Source organism: Bradyrhizobium sp. AZCC 2230, assembly GCF_036924495.1.
GTDB lineage: Bacteria > Pseudomonadota > Alphaproteobacteria > Rhizobiales > Xanthobacteraceae > Bradyrhizobium > Bradyrhizobium rifense.
Genome location: NZ_JAZHRS010000001.1, coordinates 8242204 through 8261443, shown reverse-complemented (window position 1 = coordinate 8261443; position 19240 = coordinate 8242204). Strand labels below are relative to the sequence as shown.

The window sequence follows — 19240 nt, the reverse complement described above, 5'->3', positions numbered from 1 at the left end:
TTGCCCACCCTACGGCACCGTCTTCAAAACAACGACCCCTGCCCGTCATCTGATGACGCAGCAGCAACCTTCCGCACCACCTTCTTTGGCTTCGCAGCCTCAGCCTCCATCTCCTCCGCGCTGATCGGCAAGAGCAGCTGATCGTCGTCATTGGCGACGCGGTTGACGCGGGTGGAGACCGGGTGCCAGACGAACTCACCGAGGCGCGGGGCCGTCATCAGCGGCAGGATCGAATCGACCTCGTCGCTGCGGCAATCGAGCCAGCGCTCGAAATCGCGCGGGCTGATGGTGACGGGCACACGGTCATGCAAGCTCGCGAGATCCTCGCCAGCCGCCGCGGTGACGATCGCTACCGTGTCGAGCTCCTCGCCGTTCGGCCCGATCCAGGTCTCGAACACTGCGGCGAAGCTGAGCGGCGCACCGTCGGCGTGATGGATGAAGAACGGCTGCTTGCGGCCGTCGATCGCCTTCCATTCGTAATAGCCGTCGGCGGGGATCAGCGCGCGCCGCCGGCGAATCGCTCGCTTGAACGCGGGCTTCTCCAGCACTGTCTCGGAGCGGGCGTTGATCAGGAGCGTAAAGCCTTTGGGGTCCTTGACCCAGCCAGGCAGCAGACCCCAGCGCATCAGACGAAAATGGCGCGCGCCATTCTCGACCAGCACCACCGGAATCGGTTGCGTCGGCGCGACATTGTACAGGGGCGGGAAATTCGGCTGCTCGATATAGCCGAACAGTTGCCGCAAAGCCTCGGGGGCCGAAGTTATGACGAAGCGTCCACACATCTCAGGGGTTCTATATAGGGTCCGTTCAGGTCCTTTTAACCCAGAACGCTAACACTGCGGCGGATGAGCTCAACGGCCTCCCAACCCGCGACGCGCGCACAGACGGGCCCCGAGGCCGCGGCCTGGGCCGAGCGGCTGCGCGTGGCCAATATCAATCCGCGGACCGGGCTTGCCACAGACTATCTCAACCATTTCAATGAAGCCGTGATGCTTCTGGAAATGGTCCCGGACATGCCGGAATGCGCCGAGGACTTTTTGACCTGGTCACCGCTGTCCTATGCCGAGCATTTTACCGCCTCGAATTTCAAGGCACGGGATCTGGCAATCGAAGCCTATGAAAAGGCCGAGCCGAACGTGCGAACCCAGTTCGACCACATCACCGACACCATGACCTCGATCCTGACCGCGGTCGGCTCGGCCATGCGGGAGGTCGAGAAGGACACGACCCGCGTCCGGCTCGCCGAGCAGGCCACCCTCTGGGTCAAGCCGCTGATCGCGGCCTGCGGCGGCATCATCAATGGCGGCGCGGAAGCCGACGTCGACACCATCATGGCGAATTGAGCGTGTCCGCCGTTGTCCAGCCCACCCGTCCCCAGATCGCGGTCAGCGCGGCCATCTTCCGCGACGGCAAGGTGCTGCTGACCCGCCGCGCCCGCTCGCCCGCCAAGGGGTTCTATTCGCTGCCCGGTGGCCGGGTCGAATTCGGCGAATCACTTCACCAGGCGCTGAGCCGCGAGGTTGACGAGGAGACCGGGCTGGAGATCGAGATCGTCAGCCTTGCCGGCTGGCGCGAGGTGCTGCCGGCCGCACCCGGTGCCGGCCATTATTTGATCATGTCCTTTGCCGCCCGCTGGGTGGCCAGGGAACCCGCCCTGAACGACGAGCTCGACGATTACCGCTGGATCGACCCGGACGCTCTGGGCAGCCTCGGCGACCTCAAGCTGACCGGGGGGCTGGAGGAGATCATCCAGTCCGCCCACCGGCTGATCGGCCCCTGAGCGCCCGCCTTGCGTCATCAGCCCTGAGGGGGCATACAGCCCGCCGATGTCGACGCGATTTCTGGCCATTTTTGTCCTGATTCTCGCCTGCGTTTCCGCGCCCGCCCGGGCCCAGGACGTGGCGGCGCCGTTCGACGCCGATTTGCAGCGGCTGGCCGAGGTCCTTGGCGGCCTGCACTATCTGCGCGGCATCTGCGGCACCAACGAGGGCGACAAATGGCGCAGCGAGATGCAGGCGCTGATCGATGCCGAAACCCCCGCCGGCGAGCGCCGCACCCGCATGATCGCGGCCTTCAACCGCGGCTATAACGGTTTTCAGCAGACCTACCGGAGCTGCACGCCGGCCGCGACGGTGGCAATCCGCCGTTACATCGAGGAAGGCTCGAAAATCTCGCGCGATCTCACGGCGCGCTACGCGAACTAGACATTCTCCGTCATTCCGGGGCGCGCGTAGCGCGAACCCGGAATCCATTGCGCGGCAGTCTCTGCGGCCCGATGGATTCCGGGCTCACGACTTCGTCGCGCCCCGGGATGACGGGCAACGGAACTCTCTCATCGACTTTGTTCACAGCCGTTAACCGTTCCTAAAGATGTGGCCTAGCGGTCGTTAATGCGCGTGCTACACCTCTTGGCACAGCGCATCGCCGGTGGATCGCGCCCCAGCCCTGATTGAGATTCATGAGCCAGCCGATTTCCTACGCCCCCGCCCGCGCGCCGCTGCCCGATCACGAGCAGAAACAAGCCGCACTGAGCTATCTCAACGAAGCCTGGGCCGAAGCGCGCCATGACGGCGTCGACGGCGATTGCCTGGCACAGGCGAGCCTGTTTGCGGCGCTCGCCGAGCTCGTCGGCACCTATGGCGAGGACGCGGTGGCGAAATTCGTCGAGGGTTTTCCTGCCCGCATCCGCAACGGCGAATTCTCGGTCTGCCTCGCAAGGCAGTAAGCCCTGTTCGAAAATGACTCCGCCTCACGGGCGGGGCCAGTCTACCGATGAATGACTTTGCGAACAGGCTTTGGCGAACAGGCTTTGGCGAACATTGTTCGCGAAGTCTGCTGCGTTTATCGCACGGAAGCCGCTGGCCGTAGACGAGCATTAATCTCGGAACAACCGGGAGGTGTTCCCGACACAGTCGGGAATGCGAGCTAATCCGTCTCGATCGGCAGCGCCGAGTCCCTCGCCCACTCGCCCATGGAAGCGTCGTAGAGCGTCAGCTTGTCGTAGCCGAGCTGCGTCAACAGAAACAGGTCGATCGTCGCCGAGATGCCGCCGCCGCAATACAGGATCACGTTCTTGTCGCGCGTGACGCCTTCGGCTGCGAATTTCGCTTCGGCATCCGCAAGCGAGGTCAGCGTCTTGTCGGCATTCACGAGCGTTGCAGCAGACACGTTGACGCTGCCGGGCACGCGACCGGGTCGGCCGTAGCGGCTTGGCTCAAGGCCTTTATGAAATTGCGGCCCGAGTGCGTTGACGGTGATGGTCGAGGGATCGCCGATACGTGCCTTGACGGTAGTCTTGTCGACGAAGAAGCCCGCGCGCGGTGTCGCCTTGAACGTCGTCGCCGGATAGCCCTTCGGCGCGCCGGTCTCGACGGGCCGCCCCTCTTGCTTCCATTTGTCGAGGCCGCCGTCGAGCACCTGCGCGTCGACGCCGAGCGAGCGCAGCATCCACCAGAACCGCGTCGACCACATCATGGTGCCGATGCTGTAGAGCACGATGGTCTTGCTCGCATCCGCACCGTGGCGGCCGAAGGCGGCCTCCAGCTGGGCCACGCCAGGCATCATGAAGAATTGCTGCGCGGACGTGTCGGAGAACGCGCCTTGCAGGTCGAGGAAATCGGCACCCGGGATGTGGCCGGCCGCGAACGTCCTGTCGCCGGGAACGGCGCGATACGGCACGTCGCTGCCGGGCGGCACCGGCTCGTTGTAGGTCGTGCAGTCGTAGAGGCGGAGGTTGGAGTCGCCGAGAATGCTAGCGAGTTGTGTGGTGGTGATGAGGGCGGCTGGCTGGGACATCGGACTGCACTCCCGTGCTTCCCCATTGTCGTCCTGGCGAAAGCCAGGACCCATTACCCCAGGGAGAAGTTTGGTGAAGATTAGCAGTTAATCCGTTCGCTGGTACTGCGACCGTCGATCACAGAGAGATTCCGCGGTATGGGTCCTGGCTTTCGCCAGGACGACACTGACTGTGCCGCACCGAAGTGCCGCACAACTCTACTGCTTCAACGTCTCCAGAAACCGCACCGGCTCGCCCTGCGACGGTGTCACCAGTTCACCCTGCCACATCACGCGGCGGCCGCGGATGAAGGTGCCGACGGGCCAGCCCGTGACGCGGACGCCATCGTACGGCGTCCAGCCGGCCTTTGATGCCACCCATTTGTTGGTGATGGTCTCGCTGCGCTTGAGATCAACCATCGTGAAGTCGGCATCGTAGCCGGCCGCGATACGGCCCTTGCAGGCCATGTTGTAGAGGCGCGCCGGGCCCGCGCTGGTGAGATCGACGAACCGTGCGAGCGACAGCCGGCCGGCGTTGACATGGTCGAGCATCAGCGGCACCAGCGTCTGCACGCCGGTCATGCCAGAGGGCGACGCCGGATAGGTCTTCTGCTTCTCTTCCAGCGTATGCGGTGCGTGGTCGGAGCCGAGCACGTCGATGATGCCCTGCTCGATGCCGCGCCAGATGCCGGCGCGGTGATCGGCGCCGCGCACAGGCGGGTTCATCTGCGCAAGCGTGCCGAGCCGCTCGTAGCATTCGGGTGCGACCAGCGTGAGATGATGCGGCGTAGCCTCGCAGGAGGCGACATCCTTGTGGTCGCGCAGGAATTCGATCTCTTCCTTGGTCGAGATATGCAGCACGTGAATGCGTTTTCCCGTCTCATGCGCGAGCTTGACCAGGCGCTGCGTCGCCATCAGCGCCGCGGTCTCGTCGCGCCAGACCGGATGCGAGCGCGGATCGCCCTCGATGCGGAGCGACTTGCGGTCGTTGAGACGATACTCGTCCTCGGCATGGAACGCCGCGCGGCGGCGGATCACCTGAAAGATGCGGCGCAGGCTCTCGTCGTCCTCCACCAGCAGCGCGCCGGTCGAGGAGCCGATGAACACTTTCACGCCGGCACAGCCGGGCGCGCGTTCGAGCACCGGCAGATCCTGCACGTTCTCGCGGGTGCCGCCGATGAAGAAGGCGAAATCGCAATGCATGCGGTGGTGCGCGCGCTTCACCTTGTCGGTGAAGGTGGCCTCCGTCACCGTGAGCGGCGAGGTGTTGGGCATCTCGAACACGGCAGTGACGCCGCCCATCACGGCGCTGCGCGAGCCGGTCTCGAGATCTTCCTTCTGCTCCAGCCCGGGCTCGCGGAAATGCACCTGCGTGTCCATCACGCCGGGCAGGATGTGCAGGCCCTTGCAGTCGATCACTTCGGCGGCGGAGCCTTGCGACAGCGGGCCGAGCTCAGCGATGCGACCGCCTGCGATGCCGATATCGCGAACAGCCTCGCCGTCCTGGTTGACGACGGTGCCACCCTTGAGGATCACATCGAAACGCTGGGTCATGGCTGGAGGCCCCTCTCATCCCCAAGCGCAGGGCTCGAGGTCTTGTCGTTTATGCCTTGCGGGCTTACGTTCCGGAGCACCATGTCGCAAGAGATTTTCGCATGAAATCAGCGTTTCTTCCGGACCGGGGCGTGATCAAGGTCGCGGGCGAGGATGCGCGCAACTTCCTCAATGGCCTCATCACCACCGATGTCGACAAGCTCAGGCCGGGCTTGGGGCGATTCGGCGCGCTGCTGACGCCGCAAGGCAAGATCATCGTGGATTTCCTGATCACGGAAGCCCCCGCCGGCCATGGCGGCGGGTTCCTGATCGACTGCCCGAAACCGCTGGCCGAGGGGCTCGCCACCAAGCTGAAGTTCTACAAGCTGCGCGCCAAGGTGACGGTGGACAACCTCGATCTCGGCGTGCTCGCGGCCTGGGACGGCGAGTTGGCGGCTCAGCCGGATCTCGCCTTTGCCGATCCACGCCATGAGCATCTCGGCACTCGCATCCTGATCCCCGAGAATCTCAAGCAAAAACTCTCCGACCTGATTGGCGCCGAGCTGGTCGATGCCGCCGACTACGAGGCGCATCGCATCGCGCTCGGCGTGCCGCGCGGCGGGCTCGATTTCATGTACAGCGATGCGTTCCCGCACGAGACCAATATGGACCGCCTCGCCGGTGTCGATTTCGACAAGGGCTGCTATGTCGGCCAGGAGGTCGTCTCGCGCATGCAGCATCGCGGCACGGCGCGCACCCGCAGCGTGAAGGTGCTGCTCGAGGACTCCTCGCCTGAGGCTGGTGTCAGTGTCATGGCCGGCGACAAGTCCGTCGGCACCATGGGCTCGTCGGCGCAAGGCAAGGGCATCGCGCTGGTGCGCATCGACCGCGTTGCGGACGCGCTCGATGCCGGCCAACCGCTCACCGCTGGCGGTCTCGCGCTGAAGCTGGCAGAACCCGACGTCGTCCGTATTCCCACCAAGCAGCCCATCGCATGAGCCGTGCTCCCCGCCTGCATCCCGACGGAAAGACCCGCTGCCCCTGGCCCGGCGAAGACCCGCTCTATGTGGCCTATCACGACACCGAATGGGGCGTGCCCGAGTATGACGATCGCGCACTTTATGAAAAGCTGATCCTCGACGGTTTTCAGGCCGGCCTGTCCTGGATCACGATTTTGCGCAAGCGCGACAATTTCCGCAAAGCCTTCGACGATTTCCAGCCGGAGAAGATCGCGCGCTACAACGACAAGAAGGTGCATGCGTTGATGAACGACGTCGGCATCGTGCGCAACCGCGCCAAGATCGACGGCACGATTCTGAGCGCGAAATCGTATCTCGATATCATGGAGAAGGGCCCGGGCTTCTCGAAGCTGTTGTGGGACTTCATGGGTGGACGGCCCAAGGTCAACAATTTCAAGACCACGGCGAGCGTGCCGGCCTCGACGCCGCTGTCGGTGCAGGTCTCCAAGGAGCTGTCCTCGCGCGGCTTCAAATTCGTCGGCCCGACCATCGTCTATGCCTTCATGCAGGCGACCGGCATGGTCAACGACCATCTCGTCGATTGCCATTGCCACACGAGCTGCAGCAAGATGCAGCGCAAGCCACGCCTCAAGGCCAAATGACGGCCGGGAAGACAGCGCGCGCAGCGGAGTCCCGCGCCTGGCAGCGCATGCTGTCGGGCCGGCGGCTCGATCTGCTCGATCCCTCCCCGCTCGATATCGAGATCGCCGACATCGCGCATGGGCTCGCGCGCGTCGCGCGCTGGAACGGGCAGACCGTTGGCGCGCATATCTTCTCGGTCGCCCAGCACACGCTGCTGGTGGAAACCGTGCTGCGGCACGAGATGCCGCGCGTCGATGAGCGCATGCGGCTTGCAGCCCTGCTGCACGATGCGCCCGAATACGTGATCGGCGACATGATCTCGCCGTTCAAGGCGGTGCTCGACGGCCATTACAAGGCCGTGGAGAAGCGCCTGCTCGGCGCCATCCATATCCGCTTCGGCCTGCCACCGGTGCTGCCCGACGAGACCACGCAGGCCATCAAGGCCGCCGATCGCGGCGCGGCCTATCTGGAGGCGACCGAGCTCGCCGGCTTCAGCGAGAGCGAGGCGAAGCGCCTGTTCGGGCGGGATCCCGGCCTCTCCGACAGCGTCCGGCGCGACTATCTGACGCCCTGGACGGCGGCGCGGGCGGAGAAGCAGTTTCTGGAGCGGTTTGGCGCCGTGTTTGCTTAGCACCTACGCAGGAGGTCTCGTAGGGTGGGCAAAGGCGCCCTTGCGCCGTGCCCACCATCTCTTCGCGTTTGCGACAAAAGTGGTGGGCACGCTCCGCTTTGCCCACCCTACGGCACCGTCTATAGTCGCCGCCAAAAAGGTCCGCCATGATCCACGTCTGTTCGCTCGCCGCCCTTCCCGAAACCGTCCGCCGCACCGGGGCCAGCCATGTGCTGACCGTGATGGCCAATGTCGAGCAGGTGGCGCGGCCGGTGTCGGTGCTCCCGGCCAATCATCTCAAGGTGTCGATGGACGACATCACCGAGGAGATGGATGGCTTTGTCGCGCCCTCCGAGGCACATATCGACCAGGTGCTGAATTTCGTGCGCGGCTGGGACCGCAACGCGCCGCTGGTGGTGCATTGCTATGCCGGCATCAGCCGCTCCACCGCGAGTGCGTTCGCCGCCGTCTGCGCGCTCAATCCGGATCGCGACGAGGTCGAGATCGCTAAGAAGATCCGTGCGGCCTCTCCGATCGCCTCGCCGAACCGGCGCATTGTCGGTCTCGCCGACCGTGCGCTCGGGCGCAACGGCCGCATGCTGCGCGCGCTCGACGAGATGGGTCCGGGCGAGTTGCTGATCGAGGGCCGCCCCTTCGTGATCGAGCTCGAATGAGGCGGGAGTCGAATAGCAGCCGCGACGGGACTGCACCCCCTCTCCCGCTTGCGGGAGAGGGTTGGGGAGAGGGTGTCTCCGCAACGGGACAGTCCCCTAGAGGAGAAAGCCCTCACCCGGCGCTACGCGCCGACCTCTCCCGCAGGCGGGAGAGGTTACAGCGAGCCCGCGGCGAGGCCGCCCCAATCAATCAGCATATTTTTCTCACAAGACCTGCGACTTCAGCCGCATGAGCGACAAGCTGCTGACGCCGATCGAGATCGGCCTGACCGCCGCGATCGTCGCGATCGAAGATCACGAACCGCTGGTTCTGACTGCGCGCGGCAGCGACGGCTTGACCGGACTGCCGTTCGGTCCGTTCGATGCGCCGAGCCATCGCACCTTCGAGATCGGCCTGCGCGCCTGGGTCGAGGAACAGGCGGGATTGCGGCTCGGCTATGTCGAGCAGCTCTACACGTTTGGCGACCGCGGCCGCCATGCGGAAGCCGGCGACACCGGCGCGCACATGGTGTCGATCGGCTATCTTGCGCTGACGCGCGCCGCCGAAGGCGCCGCGAACGCGGCGAGCTTCGAGCCCTGGTATCGCTTCTTCCCCTGGGAAGACCGGCGCGAGGCGCCGCCCGCGATCATCGCCCGTGACATCATCCCGGAGCTCAACAAGTGGGCCGAGGAAGAGCCGCCCGAGACGACGCGCGCATTGCCGCGAAAAGATCGCGTGCGGTTCTATTTCGGCCTCGAGGGTGCGGCCTGGGACGAGGAGCGCGTGCTCGACCGCTACGAGCTCCTGTACGAGGCCGGCCTCGTCGAGGAGGCGCGGCGCGACGGCCGGCCTGCGGCTTTGGCGCGCAGGACGCTTCCCGCGCTCGGCACCTCGATGCGGTTCGACCACCGCCGAATCCTCGCCACGGGAATCGCGCGGCTGCGCGCAAAGTTGAAGTATCGCCCTGTGGTATTTGAACTTTTGCCCGCCGAGTTCACACTCACTGAGTTGCAGTACACGGTGGAGGCAATCTCCGGCCGCCATCTGCACAAGCAGAATTTCCGCCGTCTGGTCGAAACCGAAGCCCTGGTCGAACCGACCGGCGTGATGTCGACACAGACCGGCGGGAGACCGGCGGCGCTTTATCGCTTCCGCCGCGACGTACTCCAGGAGCGGCCGGCGCCCGGCTTGCGCGTGCGCTCCCGGCGCTAGACCAAGATTTGTGATCGGCCCCTGCCCGCCGATTGCCTGGAGGCCTTCATGTTCGACGCCCCGTTCGACGACCTTGCGATTCTCATTGCGATCGTCGCCTTCCTGATCGCGATCAAGGCCACCAGCCAGGCGACCGAGCTGCGCCGGCGGCTGAACTCGCTCGAGGCGATGCTGTACGCGCAACGGCAGGTGCAACCGCCGCCGCTGATGCCCACGCCGGCGCCTGAAGCGCCCGCGACAATTGCCGCGGAGCCACCGCCGCTTGCGCCCGAAACCGAGCCGGCGCCGCCGCTGGTCGCCGAACAAGTTGCGCCACCTCCGCTCGAGCCGAGCACCGACAATGTCGCGCCGCCGCCCGTGCCCGCCGCAGAACCCGGCTTTGAAGAACGGCTCGGCACGCGCTGGGTGGTGTGGATCGGCGGGCTTGCGCTCGCGCTCGGCGGCTTCTTCATGGTGCGCTATTCGATCGAGGCCGGCCTGGTCGGCCCCGGCGTGCGCGTGTTCCTCGGCGGCCTGTTCGCGCTCGCATTGCTCGGCGCGGGCGAATGGACGCGACGCAAGGAGAGCATCTCGACGATCGCGGCGCTGCCGATCGCCAACATCCCCGCGATCCTCACCGCGGCCGGAACCGCGGTCGCCTTCGCAACCGTCTATGCGGCCTACGCGCTCTATGACTTCCTCGTACCCGCCACGGCCTTCGTGCTGCTCGGCATCGTTGCGATGGGCACGCTCGCAGCCGCGCTGCTGCACGGCCCGGCGCTCGCGGGCCTCGGCGTGGTCGGCGCCTTCGCAACACCGGTGCTCGTCTCCAGCGGCAAGCCGGACTATTGGGCGCTGTACATCTATCTCGCCATCGTCACCGCCGCGAGCTTTGGCCTCGCCCGTATCAGGCTGTGGCGCTGGCTGGCCGTGACGACGATCGTCTTCGCCGTGCTCTGGGTCTTCCCGGGACTCGATACCGGCGAATTGCAGGTCGCGGCGCACGCCTTCCATGTAATCGCCGGATTCGTGCTGGCTGCGCTACTCGTCGTGTGCGGCTTCATGTTCGGCCCGACCACCGAGGACGGACAGATCGAGCCGGTGTCGTCGAGCGCGCTGGGCGCCTATCTGTTCGGCGCGATGCTGATCGTGCTGTCGAGCGCGCATGCCGATCTCGCTCTGATCGCCTTCACGCTGCTCGTTGCCGCCACGCTGTTCGTCGCCTGGCGCGCGGAGGCTGCCGTCGGCGCGCTGGGCGCTGCGGCTGCGACCGTGTTCATCGTGTTCGCCGAATGGGCCGTGCGCGCCAATCCCGACATGCTGGTGCTGCCGGGCGGCCCCATGCCCGGCATCACGCCGACCGCCACCGACAGCGCGGTGACGCTGCATCTGGTGATGGCTGCGATCTTCGCCGCCGGCTTCGGCATTGCGGGCTTCCTCGCGCAAGGGCGCTCGAATTCGGCGATCATTCCCGTGGTGTGGTCGGCGGCAGGCGTCGCCACGCCGATCGCGATCCTGGTTGCGCTCTACGCCCGCATCGCCCATCTCGACCGCTCGATCCCGTTCGCGATCCTCGCGGTGCTGCTCGCCGCCGCCTTTGGGTTTGCGACGGAAACGCTGACCCGCCGCGAGACTCGGCCCGGCCTTGCTATCTCGACGGCGCTGTTTGCGACCGGCACGCTCGGCGCGCTGGCGCTGGCGCTGACCTTCGCGCTGGAGAAGGGCTGGCTCACCATCGCGCTGGCGCTGATGTCGCTCGGCACCGCCTGGATTGCGATGCAGCGGTCGATCCCGTTCCTGCGCTGGCTCGCCGCCATCTTCGCTGGCATCGTCACCGCGCGCGTCGGCTATGACCCGCGCATCGTCGGCGATGCCGTCGGCACCACGCCGATCTTCAACTGGCTGCTGTGGGGCTATGGCCTTCCGGCGGCCTCGTTCTGGGCGGCGACCACGTTCCTGCGCCGCAGGGGTGACGACGCGCCGCAGCGCATGGTGGAGGCGGCTGCGATCCTGTTCACCGCGCTGCTCGCCTTCATGCAGGTTCGCCATCTCGCAACCGGCGGCGACATGATCGCAGCGCCGTCACTGCTCGAAGCAGGCCTGCAGGTCTGCGTGTCGTTGGCCATGGCGATCGGGCTGGAGCGATTGCGGCTGCGCAGCCACAGCATCGTGCACAATGTCGGCGCGGTCGTGCTCACGGCGATCGCCGGCTTCATCAGCGTGTTCGGTTTGCTGTTCCTGGAGAACCCGCTGATCTGGCACATCGATGTTGGCGGCGCCGTGTTCAACCTGCTGCTGCTCTGCTACGCACTGCCCGCGGTGCTGATGCTGCTGCTCGCCTATGCGGTGGTCGGTGCGCGCGGCAAGGTCTATGCGAACACGATTGCGGGCGCGGCGCTCGTATTTGCGCTCGTATACCTGACGCTGGAGATCCGCCGCTTCTATCACGGCCCGTTCCTCACCAGCGGTGAGACCACGGGGGCCGAGCAATACACCTATTCGATCGGCTGGCTCGCTTTCGGCGTCGTGCTGCTTGGCATCGGCATAACAGTCAACTCCGAGCGGGCGCGGCTGGCGTCGGCCGCCGTCATCGCGCTGACGATCCTGAAGGCCTTCGTGATCGACATGTCGACACTGACGGGCGTCTACCGCGCGCTGTCGTTCATATGCCTCGGCATCGTGCTGGTCGCGATCGGTTGGCTCTACCAGCGCATCCTGTTCCGGCGGCAGGTCCCGCCGCCGGCTCCGCAGGCAGGGAGTTGAGGATCAGGCCGCGCGAACCGATTCCAGGAACTGCGCGACTTCGACCTTGAGGCGGGTGCTGTCGGTCGCCAGCGATTTCGCCGCCGACAGAACCTGCGTCGAGGCCGAGCCGGTCTCGATTGCACCGCGCTGCACGTCGGTGATGTTCATCGAGACTTCCTGCGTGCCGAGCGAGGCCTGCTGCACGTTGCGCGAGATTTCCTGCGTGGCCGCGCCTTGCTCCTCGACGGCGGCGGCGATCGCGGAGGACACTTCCGACAGCCGTTCGATGGTGCCGCCGATCTCCTGGATCGCACTGACCGATTCCTGCGTCGCCGCCTGGATGCCTGCGACCTGCGCGCCGATCTCGCCGGTCGCCTTCGCGGTCTGCTCCGCCAGCGCCTTGACCTCGGAGGCGACAACCGCAAAACCGCGGCCGGCTTCGCCGGCACGTGCCGCTTCGATGGTGGCGTTCAGCGCCAGCAGATTGGTCTGGCCCGCGATGGTGTTGATGAGCTCGACGACGTCGCCGATGCGGGAGGCGGCCTGCGACAGCTCGTTGACGCGCGCATTGGTGCGCGCGGCCTGATCGACGGCTTCCGCGGCCATGCGCGCCGAATCCTGCACGCGGCGGCTGATCTCGGTGACGGAGGACGACAGCTCTTCCGAGGCGGAGGCGACCGACTGGACGTTGGTCGACGCTTCCTCGGACGCCGCGGCGACGGCCGTTGCAAGCTCCTGGCCGCGCTGCGCGGTGTTGGTCAAGGTCGTTGCAGACGCCTCGAGCTCGGTCGAGGCCGAGGAGACGGTGCCGACGACTTCGCCGATCATGGCCTCGAACTTGCGGGTGATGGCATCGACGCGGCGGCCGCGTTCGATCTTGGCCTCGGCATCGCGCGCGGCCGCCTCGTCGGCGGCCTTCTTGGCGATCAGCGCTTCCTTGAAGATCTGGAGCGCATCCGCCATCGAGCCGATCTCAGTCTTCTCGCCACGGTGCGGTACATCGGCCGCGAGATCGCCCTCGCCGAGCGACTGCATCGGCTTGATGATCGAGGCAATGCCGCGCGACACGTCGCGCACGAGATAATAGGCCGCACCGATCGCGAGCGCGACCGAGGCGACGATGATACCGACCAGCACGCGGAAGATCATCGCGTAGCTGTCGGCCGCCTGCTTGGTCTCGGATTCGGCGCCGCGGTTGTTGAGCTCGATATCCTTCGTCAGCAGCGGATCGGAGGCTTGCGCCATCTTCGCGACCTTGGTCTGCAACAGCTCGTTGGCATCGGCCGGGAACTTGCCGAGGCTCTTGCGCGAGAGCGCCATGACGTCCTGCACACCGTTCAGATACTCGCCCCAAGCTGTCGTCCATTGCCCGTAGATGGAACGCTCCTCGGCGGACGTGATCAATGCCTCGTAGGTCTTGCGGGTTTGCTCGATGCGTTCGCGCAGCGAGGCGAGGCGCTTTTCGGCGGCTTCCTTGCCCTCGGCGGTGTCCTGCATCAGGTGCAGACGGAGCGCGACGCGCAGCTCGTTGACGTCGGCACGGATCGAGCCGAGCGCGCGGACGCTCGGCAGCCAGCTCTGCGCGATCTCGACGGTGTGGGAGTTGATGTTCTGCATGGTACCGATCGCCACGACGCCGACGCCGGCGAGCGAGAGCACGAGGACCGACAACACCGTCAGAAGCTTGAAGACGATCGACAATTTCGACATCACGACAAATCCCAATGATACCTAAAACGCACGCGTCTCCCGCGCCGCGCCCATCGCGACGGGCGGTGGGGCGGAAGTCATTCCAACAATGCTGGCTGGTTCTTATCCGGTAAGATTGCGCCCATAGTTGCAAACAGGCGTTAACAAGAACCTAGGGGAACTACCGATTTGCCGATTCCCGACACTTAACCTGTCTGCAACCATTTGTTGCGTCCGCACCGATATCCCGTCACGCCACACCAGCACACCGGTGCAATGCAGCATTGGTAGGCGGCAATCAGCGCCGTCAGGCCGCCCGCACCGAATCCAGGAAGCGCGCGACTTCGCTCTTGAGGCGGTTGCTCTCCTGCGAGAGCGACTGCGCCGCCGAATGCACCTGCGCCGACGCGGCCCCGGTCTCGCCCGCGCCGCGCTGGACCTCGCCGATATTGGCCGACACGTCCGAGGTGCCCTGCGCGGCATGCTGAATGTTGCGGGAGATCTCCTGCGTGGCGGCGCCTTGCTCTTCGACAGCCGCAGCAATGGTCGAGGAGATTTCCGACATCCGCGCGATGGTGTCGCCGATCTCCTTGATCGCGCTGACGGAGTCCTGCGTCGCGGTCTGGATCGCGCCGATGTGCTGGCCGATCTCGCCGGTGGCTTTGGCGGTCTGCTCGGCCAGCGCCTTCACCTCGCTCGCCACCACGGCAAACCCCCGACCCGCCTCACCTGCGCGCGCCGCCTCGATCGTGGCATTGAGCGCCAGCAGATTGGTCTGGCCGGCAATGGTGTTGATGAGATCGACCACGTCGCCAATGCGCCCCGCGGCCTTGGTCAATTCGCCGACGCGCGCATTGGTGCGCTGCGCCTGCTCGACAGCGACGTCGGCGACGCGCGCCGATTCTTGCACCTGACGGCTGATCTCGGAGATCGACGACGTCATCTCCTCACTCGCTGACGACACCGACTGCACATTGGCGGACGCTTCCTCCGCGGCCGATGCCACTCTCCTGGGCCTGCTTCGTCTTGTCGGACAGGGCGCCCATACCCCCTTGCCGACATCAGCCGTTCGACCTCGTCGAAATCGCGGTTGATCGGGCCGATCAGCTCGGAATGCGCCTTGGCATAGCTCTCGTTGCGGCGCTGCTGAAAATTCTTCTCGTTGCGGCGGGGGATCATGCCTGCGTCGCTTTTCCGCGAAAGTTAACCCAGCGCGGCATTCGACGCGGCACCGAAATATGCTCGCGCGCAAGCGCCGTGCATTCACGCGCGGCGGTTGCAGGCTTGAGTCTGTTGAGGGGATCGCGCCGTCAGGCCGCGCGAACCGTGCCGAGGAACTTGCCGACCTCGAGCTTGAGGCGGTTGCTGTCGCCGGATAGCGACTGTGCCGCCGACAGCACCTGCGAGGAGGCCGAGCCGGTCTCGCTCGCCCCGCGCTCCACCTCGGTGATGTTGGACGACACCTGCTGGGTGCCCTGCGAGGCCTGCGCGACGTTGCGGGAAATTTCCTGCGTCGCTGCGCCCTGCTCTTCCACCGCGGCCGCAATCGCCGAGGAGATCTCCGACAGCCGCTCGATGGTGTCGCTGATGTCCCTGATGGCGCCGACCGATTCCTGGGTGGCGGCCTGGATGCCGGAAATCTGCTGACCGATTTCGCCGGTCGCCTTCGCGGTCTGCTCGGCCAGGGCCTTCACCTCGGACGCGACCACGGCAAAACCGCGGCCAGCCTCGCCGGCGCGAGCTGCCTCGATCGTGGCATTGAGCGCCAGTAGATTGGTCTGGCCGGCGATGGTGTTGATCAGCTCGACGACATCGCCGATGCGCGTCGCTGCCTTCGACAGCTCGCCGACGCGATCGGTCGTGGTGCGGGCCTGGCCGACCGCCTCGCTTGCCACGCGCGCCGACTCCTGAACCTGGCGGCTGATCTCGGTGATTGAGGACGATAGTTCCTCGGTCGCGGACGCGACCGACTGCACGTTGGTGGACGCTTCCTCGGAGGCCGAGGCCACCACGGTCGCAAGCTGCTGCGCATGCTCGGCGGTGGAGGTCAGCGTCGTCGCGGAGGCCTCGAGCTCGGTCGACGCCGAGCTCACGGTCTCGATCACCTCGCCCACCGCGCTCTCGAACTGGTCGGCGAGCTGCAGCATGTCCTGACGACGCTGCGCTGCTGCGCGGCTCTCCGCCTCTTTCTGCTCGGCTTCCATGCGGATCTTGGCGAGGCCGTTCTCGCGGAACACTTCCGCGGTCCTGGCGACCTCTCCGACCTCGTCCTTGCGATCGAGGCCGGTGATCTTGACCTGGTAGCGGCCGCCCGCAAGTTCCTGCAGCACGCCGACGATCATGCGGATCGGCCTGGCGATGCCGTACTGACCGATGATGAAGCCCAACACGCCGCCGATGACAACGCCGAGGCCGGCGAGGATGACCAGGAAACGCGACGTCGATTCATACTGCTCGTGCGCCTCCTTGCTCTTCTCCTCGACGCGGGCGTTGAGGCGGTCAGCCAGTTCGCGCATCTTGCCCTGAAGGTTCTCTGCTGCCGTCCTGCTCTTCAAGGCGGCGTCGCGCAGCTTGTCGGCGCTCTCGCTCAGCTTCGATGCCTTCTCGGCTTCGACCGTCGCGAGCGTTGCATCCATCTGGCTCTTGTAGGCCGAGAAGGCGTCGCGGACGCCCGGGAGCAGCGCCTTGGCTCTTTCGTCCGGGGTCTGGCTGACCTCGTCGAAACGCTCCTGATATTGTTTGAGCTGGGCGTTGATCACCTCGCGCGCGGCGAGACGATTGTCGTCGCGGGGATCGAGCGCGCTACGGAATTCCGCGCGGTTCAGCGCGATGACGTTCTGATTGGCGCGGGCCGCGAGCAGAGACCGCCGTGCGGAGGTCGACATCACGTCGGCCTTTTCGCTGAGGTCGCTCAACGCAGAGATACCGATCCAGGCGATCGAAGCACCGATCCCACACAGCAGGACGACGATCCCGAGGATCTTGCTCAGGATACGGAAGCGACCGAGAAAATGCATGACTGAAACCCTTCTACGAAGCTGCAGTTCAAGCGGCTGAATTTCCATGAAGTTCGGCCAAAACCATTCCGGTTCCCTTAACCACGATCGCCGTAGAAACACGGAGCTTCGACCGGAATTTGCGCAGCAAGCATCCCGGAAGGTTGCGCCAAGCGCAAAGCTCTCGCCACGGTTTTGATCAGGCGGCAAGAACGCATCAGGCCGCGTGCAGCCAGCAATCAGCTCGCGAATTTGCAGGTGTCAGATTCGTTAGCACCTGCCCGCCTTCGTTAACGTCCGCCCTGCGGTTCGCAACACATGGCCTCGCCCACAAGGCTGATGCGGAACACCGGCTCCTTGTTCTCGTCGAGCAGCTCCATGCTCCACTTCGCGTTTGGCTTCAGATTGCGCACGATGCTGCCGAGCAGATTGGCGCAGACCTCGGTCATCTCTTTCCAGGCGGCGTCGCGATCCTCGAACTCGTACGGTTGATCGGCGGCGCCGGAATAGCGGCCGGTGCTGATGCGGAAGAAATACAGCGACATCTTTTTGAACCCTTGTTGAGGGCCGCCCCCCGGCCGTTACGCAAAGGCTGGGGCGCCAGTCGCTACCAAGGCATAAAAGCCGCGGGCCGTATGACTACGGCGCCGCGGTTTCGCGTGCGATGCATTCGTCAAAGGCGGGTAAATTGCGCGCGCAGTTTGCGCCAGATGTCACTCGGTCGAGCGGCGCAACTCGAGCGGACCTTCGTTCTTCGGCCCGGATCTGGGTTCGGACTTCACTTCCGACTTCACCGGCTCGATCCGGCCGCTCTCGACCCGCGGGGTCTCGACGCGCGCGGCGACCTCGGTGCTCGATGTGTTGACCGAACCGGTCTGCTCGGTGCTGCGCAGCGAGCGCGGCCGCGCAACGGCGCGCGCCATCAGCATCTGATTGCCGCCCTGGTGGTGGAAGTCGCAATAGGCAAAGCCCATGCCCGAGACCGAGCCGCGGAAGCTGCGCTCATCGGTCTTTTCGAGGTTGAAACAAGGCTCGAACGGAATGCCCTTGATCGAGGCGCAGACGTTCTGGCCGCGGATCTGGAGCGTGTTGCCGGGCAGGCGGAGATGTTTCACCGGGCCTGATCCCGAGAACTGCACCGCGCCGGCGGCGCCGAGATCGTCGAGGATGCGGCCTGCACCGCGGGTGCCGTCGAAACAGGTGAAGGCGAAGACCTTGCCGGCCACGAAGCGGCGCGCCTCGTCGGCATTCATACTCCCGGCAATGGCCGGCGCAAACGTCACGGCTGCCGTGACAGCCCCCAACACAATACGCGCAAGCATGCTCAACTCCGAACTAACCCCCGCAGCGGGCGATGCCTTATCTCTTTACCCGCTGCTTACCATACTAACCATGGCGACATTGAAGCAGCTTGGTTGGTAAAGTCTGAACGTCGTTAGACAATTTTTACCACGATGCGACCGCGGACCTGGCCGGCCAGGATTTTCGCGCCCCATTCCGGAACTTCGTCGAGCGGAATTTCCGTAGTAATTTCAGATAGTTTTGTCCGATCCAGATCGGACGCCAGCCGTTGCCAGGCGGCTTTTCGCGGCTCGATCGGACACATCACGGAATCGATGCCGAGAAGGCACACCCCGCGCAAAATGAAGGGTGCGACAGAAGACGGCAGGTCCATGCCGGCGGCCAGACCGCAGGCGGCGATGGCGCCGCCATACCTAGTCATCGACAGCAGATTCGCGAGCGTGGTCGAGCCGACGCTATCGACGCCGCCCGCCCAACGCTCCCTGGCCAGCGGCTTTGGCGGCGTGGACAACTCGCTGCGGTCGATCACCTCGGCAGCGCCGAGGCTCTTCAGGTAATCGGCCTCCGAGGCGCGGCCGGTCGAGGCGATGACTTGGTAGCCGAGCCAGGACAGCACCGCGGTCGCGACCGAGCCGACGCCGCCGGCAGCGCCCGTGACCACAACAGGGCCACTCTTCGGCGAGACGCCGTGCTTCTCCAGCGCCAGCACGGAGAGCATCGCGGTGAAGCCTGCGGTGCCGATCGCCATGGCATCGCGCGCCGACAGGCCCTGCGGCAGGGCGACCAGCCAGTCACCCTTCACCCGCGCCTTCTCGGCATAGGCGCCGAGATGGGTCTCGCCCATGCCCCAGCCGGTGCAGACGACCTTGTCGCCCGCTTTCCAGGCGGGATGCGATGAGGCTTCGACCGTGCCGGCGAAATCGATACCGGCGATCATCGGGAAACGGCGCACCACCGGCGCCTTGCCTGTCAGCGCGAGGCCGTCCTTATAGTTCAGCGTCGACCATTCCACGCGCACGGTGACGTCGCCGTCCATCAGCTCGGCTTCGTCGAACTGGGTGAGCGCGGCAGTGGTGCCCTTGTCGGCCTTGTCGATCCGGATCGCCTTGAAATTGGCCACAGCAAACTCCCTGACTTGTTTGACC

18 protein-coding genes and 1 pseudogene are annotated in these 19240 nt (G+C 65.5%); 10 read left to right on the top strand and 9 right to left on the bottom strand.

Annotation, left to right across the window (positions count from 1 at the left end):
* Window positions 1-23: 23 nt before the first annotated feature.
* The gene (locus V1280_RS39360; protein WP_334535966.1) at window positions 24-782 is read right to left on the bottom strand and encodes an SOS response-associated peptidase; all 759 of its coding nucleotides are present in this window, start codon (window positions 780-782) and stop codon (window positions 24-26) included.
* 63 nt (window positions 783-845) lie between these two features.
* On the opposite strand from V1280_RS39360, the gene V1280_RS39355 reads away from it, so the two are divergent.
* The 4 genes from V1280_RS39355 to V1280_RS39340 all read left to right on the top strand — a co-directional run bounded on the left by V1280_RS39355 (window position 846) and on the right by V1280_RS39340 (window position 2725).
* Window positions 846-1343, top strand: coding sequence for a hypothetical protein (locus tag V1280_RS39355; protein ID WP_334535965.1), 498 nt, complete (start codon window positions 846-848; stop codon window positions 1341-1343).
* 2 nt (window positions 1344-1345) lie between these two features.
* Window positions 1346-1780, top strand: coding sequence for an NUDIX hydrolase (locus V1280_RS39350; RefSeq protein ID WP_334535964.1), 435 nt, complete (start codon window positions 1346-1348; stop codon window positions 1778-1780).
* A gap of 46 nt (window positions 1781-1826) precedes the next feature.
* On the top strand, window positions 1827-2204 hold the full coding sequence (locus V1280_RS39345; RefSeq protein WP_334535963.1) for a TIGR02301 family protein: 378 nt from the start codon (window positions 1827-1829) through the stop codon (window positions 2202-2204).
* 254 nt (window positions 2205-2458) lie between these two features.
* On the top strand, window positions 2459-2725 hold the full coding sequence (locus tag V1280_RS39340) for a hypothetical protein (protein ID WP_092227477.1): 267 nt from the start codon (window positions 2459-2461) through the stop codon (window positions 2723-2725).
* A gap of 200 nt (window positions 2726-2925) precedes the next feature.
* Here the strand turns inward: V1280_RS39340 and V1280_RS39335 are convergent, their stop codons facing one another.
* Together V1280_RS39335 and V1280_RS39330 are read right to left on the bottom strand one after the other, a co-directional pair.
* Window positions 2926-3795: a sulfurtransferase gene (locus V1280_RS39335; RefSeq protein WP_334535962.1), complete on the bottom strand. Its 870-nt coding sequence runs from the start codon at window positions 3793-3795 to the stop codon at window positions 2926-2928.
* Window positions 3796-3993: 198 nt separating this feature from the next.
* Window positions 3994-5328 carry a dihydroorotase gene (locus V1280_RS39330; RefSeq protein WP_334535961.1) on the bottom strand — a complete coding sequence of 445 codons (1335 nt, stop codon included), beginning with the start codon at window positions 5326-5328 and terminating at the stop codon, window positions 3994-3996.
* 101 nt (window positions 5329-5429) lie between these two features.
* Between V1280_RS39330 and ygfZ the strand changes: the two genes are divergently transcribed.
* From ygfZ to V1280_RS39300, 6 genes are all read left to right on the top strand, one after another.
* On the top strand, window positions 5430-6305 hold the full coding sequence (ygfZ, locus tag V1280_RS39325; protein ID WP_334535960.1) for a CAF17-like 4Fe-4S cluster assembly/insertion protein YgfZ: 876 nt from the start codon (window positions 5430-5432) through the stop codon (window positions 6303-6305).
* Window positions 6302-6928: a DNA-3-methyladenine glycosylase I gene (locus tag V1280_RS39320; protein ID WP_334535959.1), complete on the top strand. Its 627-nt coding sequence runs from the start codon at window positions 6302-6304 to the stop codon at window positions 6926-6928. The genes ygfZ and V1280_RS39320 overlap by 4 nt, the downstream gene beginning before the upstream one ends.
* A complete protein-coding gene (locus tag V1280_RS39315) occupies window positions 6925-7539 on the top strand; it encodes an HD family hydrolase (protein WP_334535958.1) in 615 nt (204 codons plus the stop codon). The genes V1280_RS39320 and V1280_RS39315 overlap by 4 nt, the downstream gene beginning before the upstream one ends.
* 146 nt (window positions 7540-7685) lie before the next feature.
* Entirely contained in the window at window positions 7686-8192 is a 507-nt protein-coding gene (locus tag V1280_RS39310; RefSeq protein ID WP_334535957.1) for a tyrosine phosphatase family protein, read from the top strand.
* Window positions 8193-8421: 229 nt separating this feature from the next.
* Entirely contained in the window at window positions 8422-9384 is a 963-nt protein-coding gene (locus tag V1280_RS39305) for an NUDIX hydrolase (RefSeq protein ID WP_334535956.1), read from the top strand.
* A 48-nt stretch (window positions 9385-9432) separates the two neighbouring features.
* Complete coding sequence (locus tag V1280_RS39300; protein WP_334535955.1) at window positions 9433-12126, top strand: DUF2339 domain-containing protein; 2694 nt, start codon at window positions 9433-9435, stop codon at window positions 12124-12126.
* A 3-nt stretch (window positions 12127-12129) separates the two neighbouring features.
* Here the strand turns inward: V1280_RS39300 and V1280_RS39295 are convergent, their stop codons facing one another.
* The 6 genes and pseudogenes from V1280_RS39295 to acuI all read right to left on the bottom strand — a co-directional run bounded on the left by V1280_RS39295 (window position 12130) and on the right by acuI (window position 19215).
* Entirely contained in the window at window positions 12130-13818 is a 1689-nt protein-coding gene (locus V1280_RS39295; protein ID WP_334535954.1) for a methyl-accepting chemotaxis protein, read from the bottom strand.
* A 286-nt stretch (window positions 13819-14104) separates the two neighbouring features.
* Window positions 14105-14803, bottom strand: a pseudogene (locus V1280_RS39290) (methyl-accepting chemotaxis protein); the annotation flags it as partial.
* Between the two features lie 304 nt (window positions 14804-15107).
* Window positions 15108-16814, bottom strand: coding sequence for a methyl-accepting chemotaxis protein (locus V1280_RS39285; RefSeq protein WP_334535953.1), 1707 nt, complete (start codon window positions 16812-16814; stop codon window positions 15108-15110).
* A gap of 269 nt (window positions 16815-17083) precedes the next feature.
* Window positions 17084-17338, bottom strand: a complete 255-nt coding sequence (locus tag V1280_RS39280) for a DUF6894 family protein (protein ID WP_334535952.1) — start codon at window positions 17336-17338, stop codon at window positions 17084-17086.
* 168 nt (window positions 17339-17506) lie between these two features.
* Window positions 17507-18115: a hypothetical protein gene (locus V1280_RS39275; protein WP_334535951.1), complete on the bottom strand. Its 609-nt coding sequence runs from the start codon at window positions 18113-18115 to the stop codon at window positions 17507-17509.
* A 113-nt stretch (window positions 18116-18228) separates the two neighbouring features.
* On the bottom strand, window positions 18229-19215 hold the full coding sequence (acuI, locus tag V1280_RS39270; protein WP_334535950.1) for an acrylyl-CoA reductase (NADPH): 987 nt from the start codon (window positions 19213-19215) through the stop codon (window positions 18229-18231).
* Window positions 19216-19240: the final 25 nt, after the last annotated feature.

What these genes read in the sequence shown, in the direction of transcription:
- V1280_RS39360 (WP_334535966.1), bottom strand. Translation starts at nt 782, where the DNA reads ATGTGTGGACGCTTCGTCATAACTTCGGCCCCCGAGGCTTTGCGGCAA.
- V1280_RS39355 (WP_334535965.1), top strand. Translation starts at nt 846, where the DNA reads ATGAGCTCAACGGCCTCCCAACCCGCGACGCGCGCACAGACGGGCCCC.
- V1280_RS39345 (WP_334535963.1), top strand. Translation starts at nt 1,827, where the DNA reads ATGTCGACGCGATTTCTGGCCATTTTTGTCCTGATTCTCGCCTGCGTT.
- V1280_RS39340 (WP_092227477.1), top strand. Translation starts at nt 2,459, where the DNA reads ATGAGCCAGCCGATTTCCTACGCCCCCGCCCGCGCGCCGCTGCCCGAT.
- V1280_RS39335 (WP_334535962.1), bottom strand. Translation starts at nt 3,795, where the DNA reads ATGTCCCAGCCAGCCGCCCTCATCACCACCACACAACTCGCTAGCATT.
- V1280_RS39330 (WP_334535961.1), bottom strand. Translation starts at nt 5,328, where the DNA reads ATGACCCAGCGTTTCGATGTGATCCTCAAGGGTGGCACCGTCGTCAAC.
- ygfZ (WP_334535960.1), top strand. Translation starts at nt 5,430, where the DNA reads ATGAAATCAGCGTTTCTTCCGGACCGGGGCGTGATCAAGGTCGCGGGC.
- V1280_RS39320 (WP_334535959.1), top strand. Translation starts at nt 6,302, where the DNA reads ATGAGCCGTGCTCCCCGCCTGCATCCCGACGGAAAGACCCGCTGCCCC.
- V1280_RS39315 (WP_334535958.1), top strand. Translation starts at nt 6,925, where the DNA reads ATGACGGCCGGGAAGACAGCGCGCGCAGCGGAGTCCCGCGCCTGGCAG.
- V1280_RS39310 (WP_334535957.1), top strand. Translation starts at nt 7,686, where the DNA reads ATGATCCACGTCTGTTCGCTCGCCGCCCTTCCCGAAACCGTCCGCCGC.
- V1280_RS39305 (WP_334535956.1), top strand. Translation starts at nt 8,422, where the DNA reads ATGAGCGACAAGCTGCTGACGCCGATCGAGATCGGCCTGACCGCCGCG.
- V1280_RS39300 (WP_334535955.1), top strand. Translation starts at nt 9,433, where the DNA reads ATGTTCGACGCCCCGTTCGACGACCTTGCGATTCTCATTGCGATCGTC.
- V1280_RS39295 (WP_334535954.1), bottom strand. Translation starts at nt 13,818, where the DNA reads ATGTCGAAATTGTCGATCGTCTTCAAGCTTCTGACGGTGTTGTCGGTC.
- V1280_RS39285 (WP_334535953.1), bottom strand. Translation starts at nt 16,814, where the DNA reads ATGCATTTTCTCGGTCGCTTCCGTATCCTGAGCAAGATCCTCGGGATC.
- V1280_RS39280 (WP_334535952.1), bottom strand. Translation starts at nt 17,338, where the DNA reads ATGTCGCTGTATTTCTTCCGCATCAGCACCGGCCGCTATTCCGGCGCC.
- V1280_RS39275 (WP_334535951.1), bottom strand. Translation starts at nt 18,115, where the DNA reads ATGCTTGCGCGTATTGTGTTGGGGGCTGTCACGGCAGCCGTGACGTTT.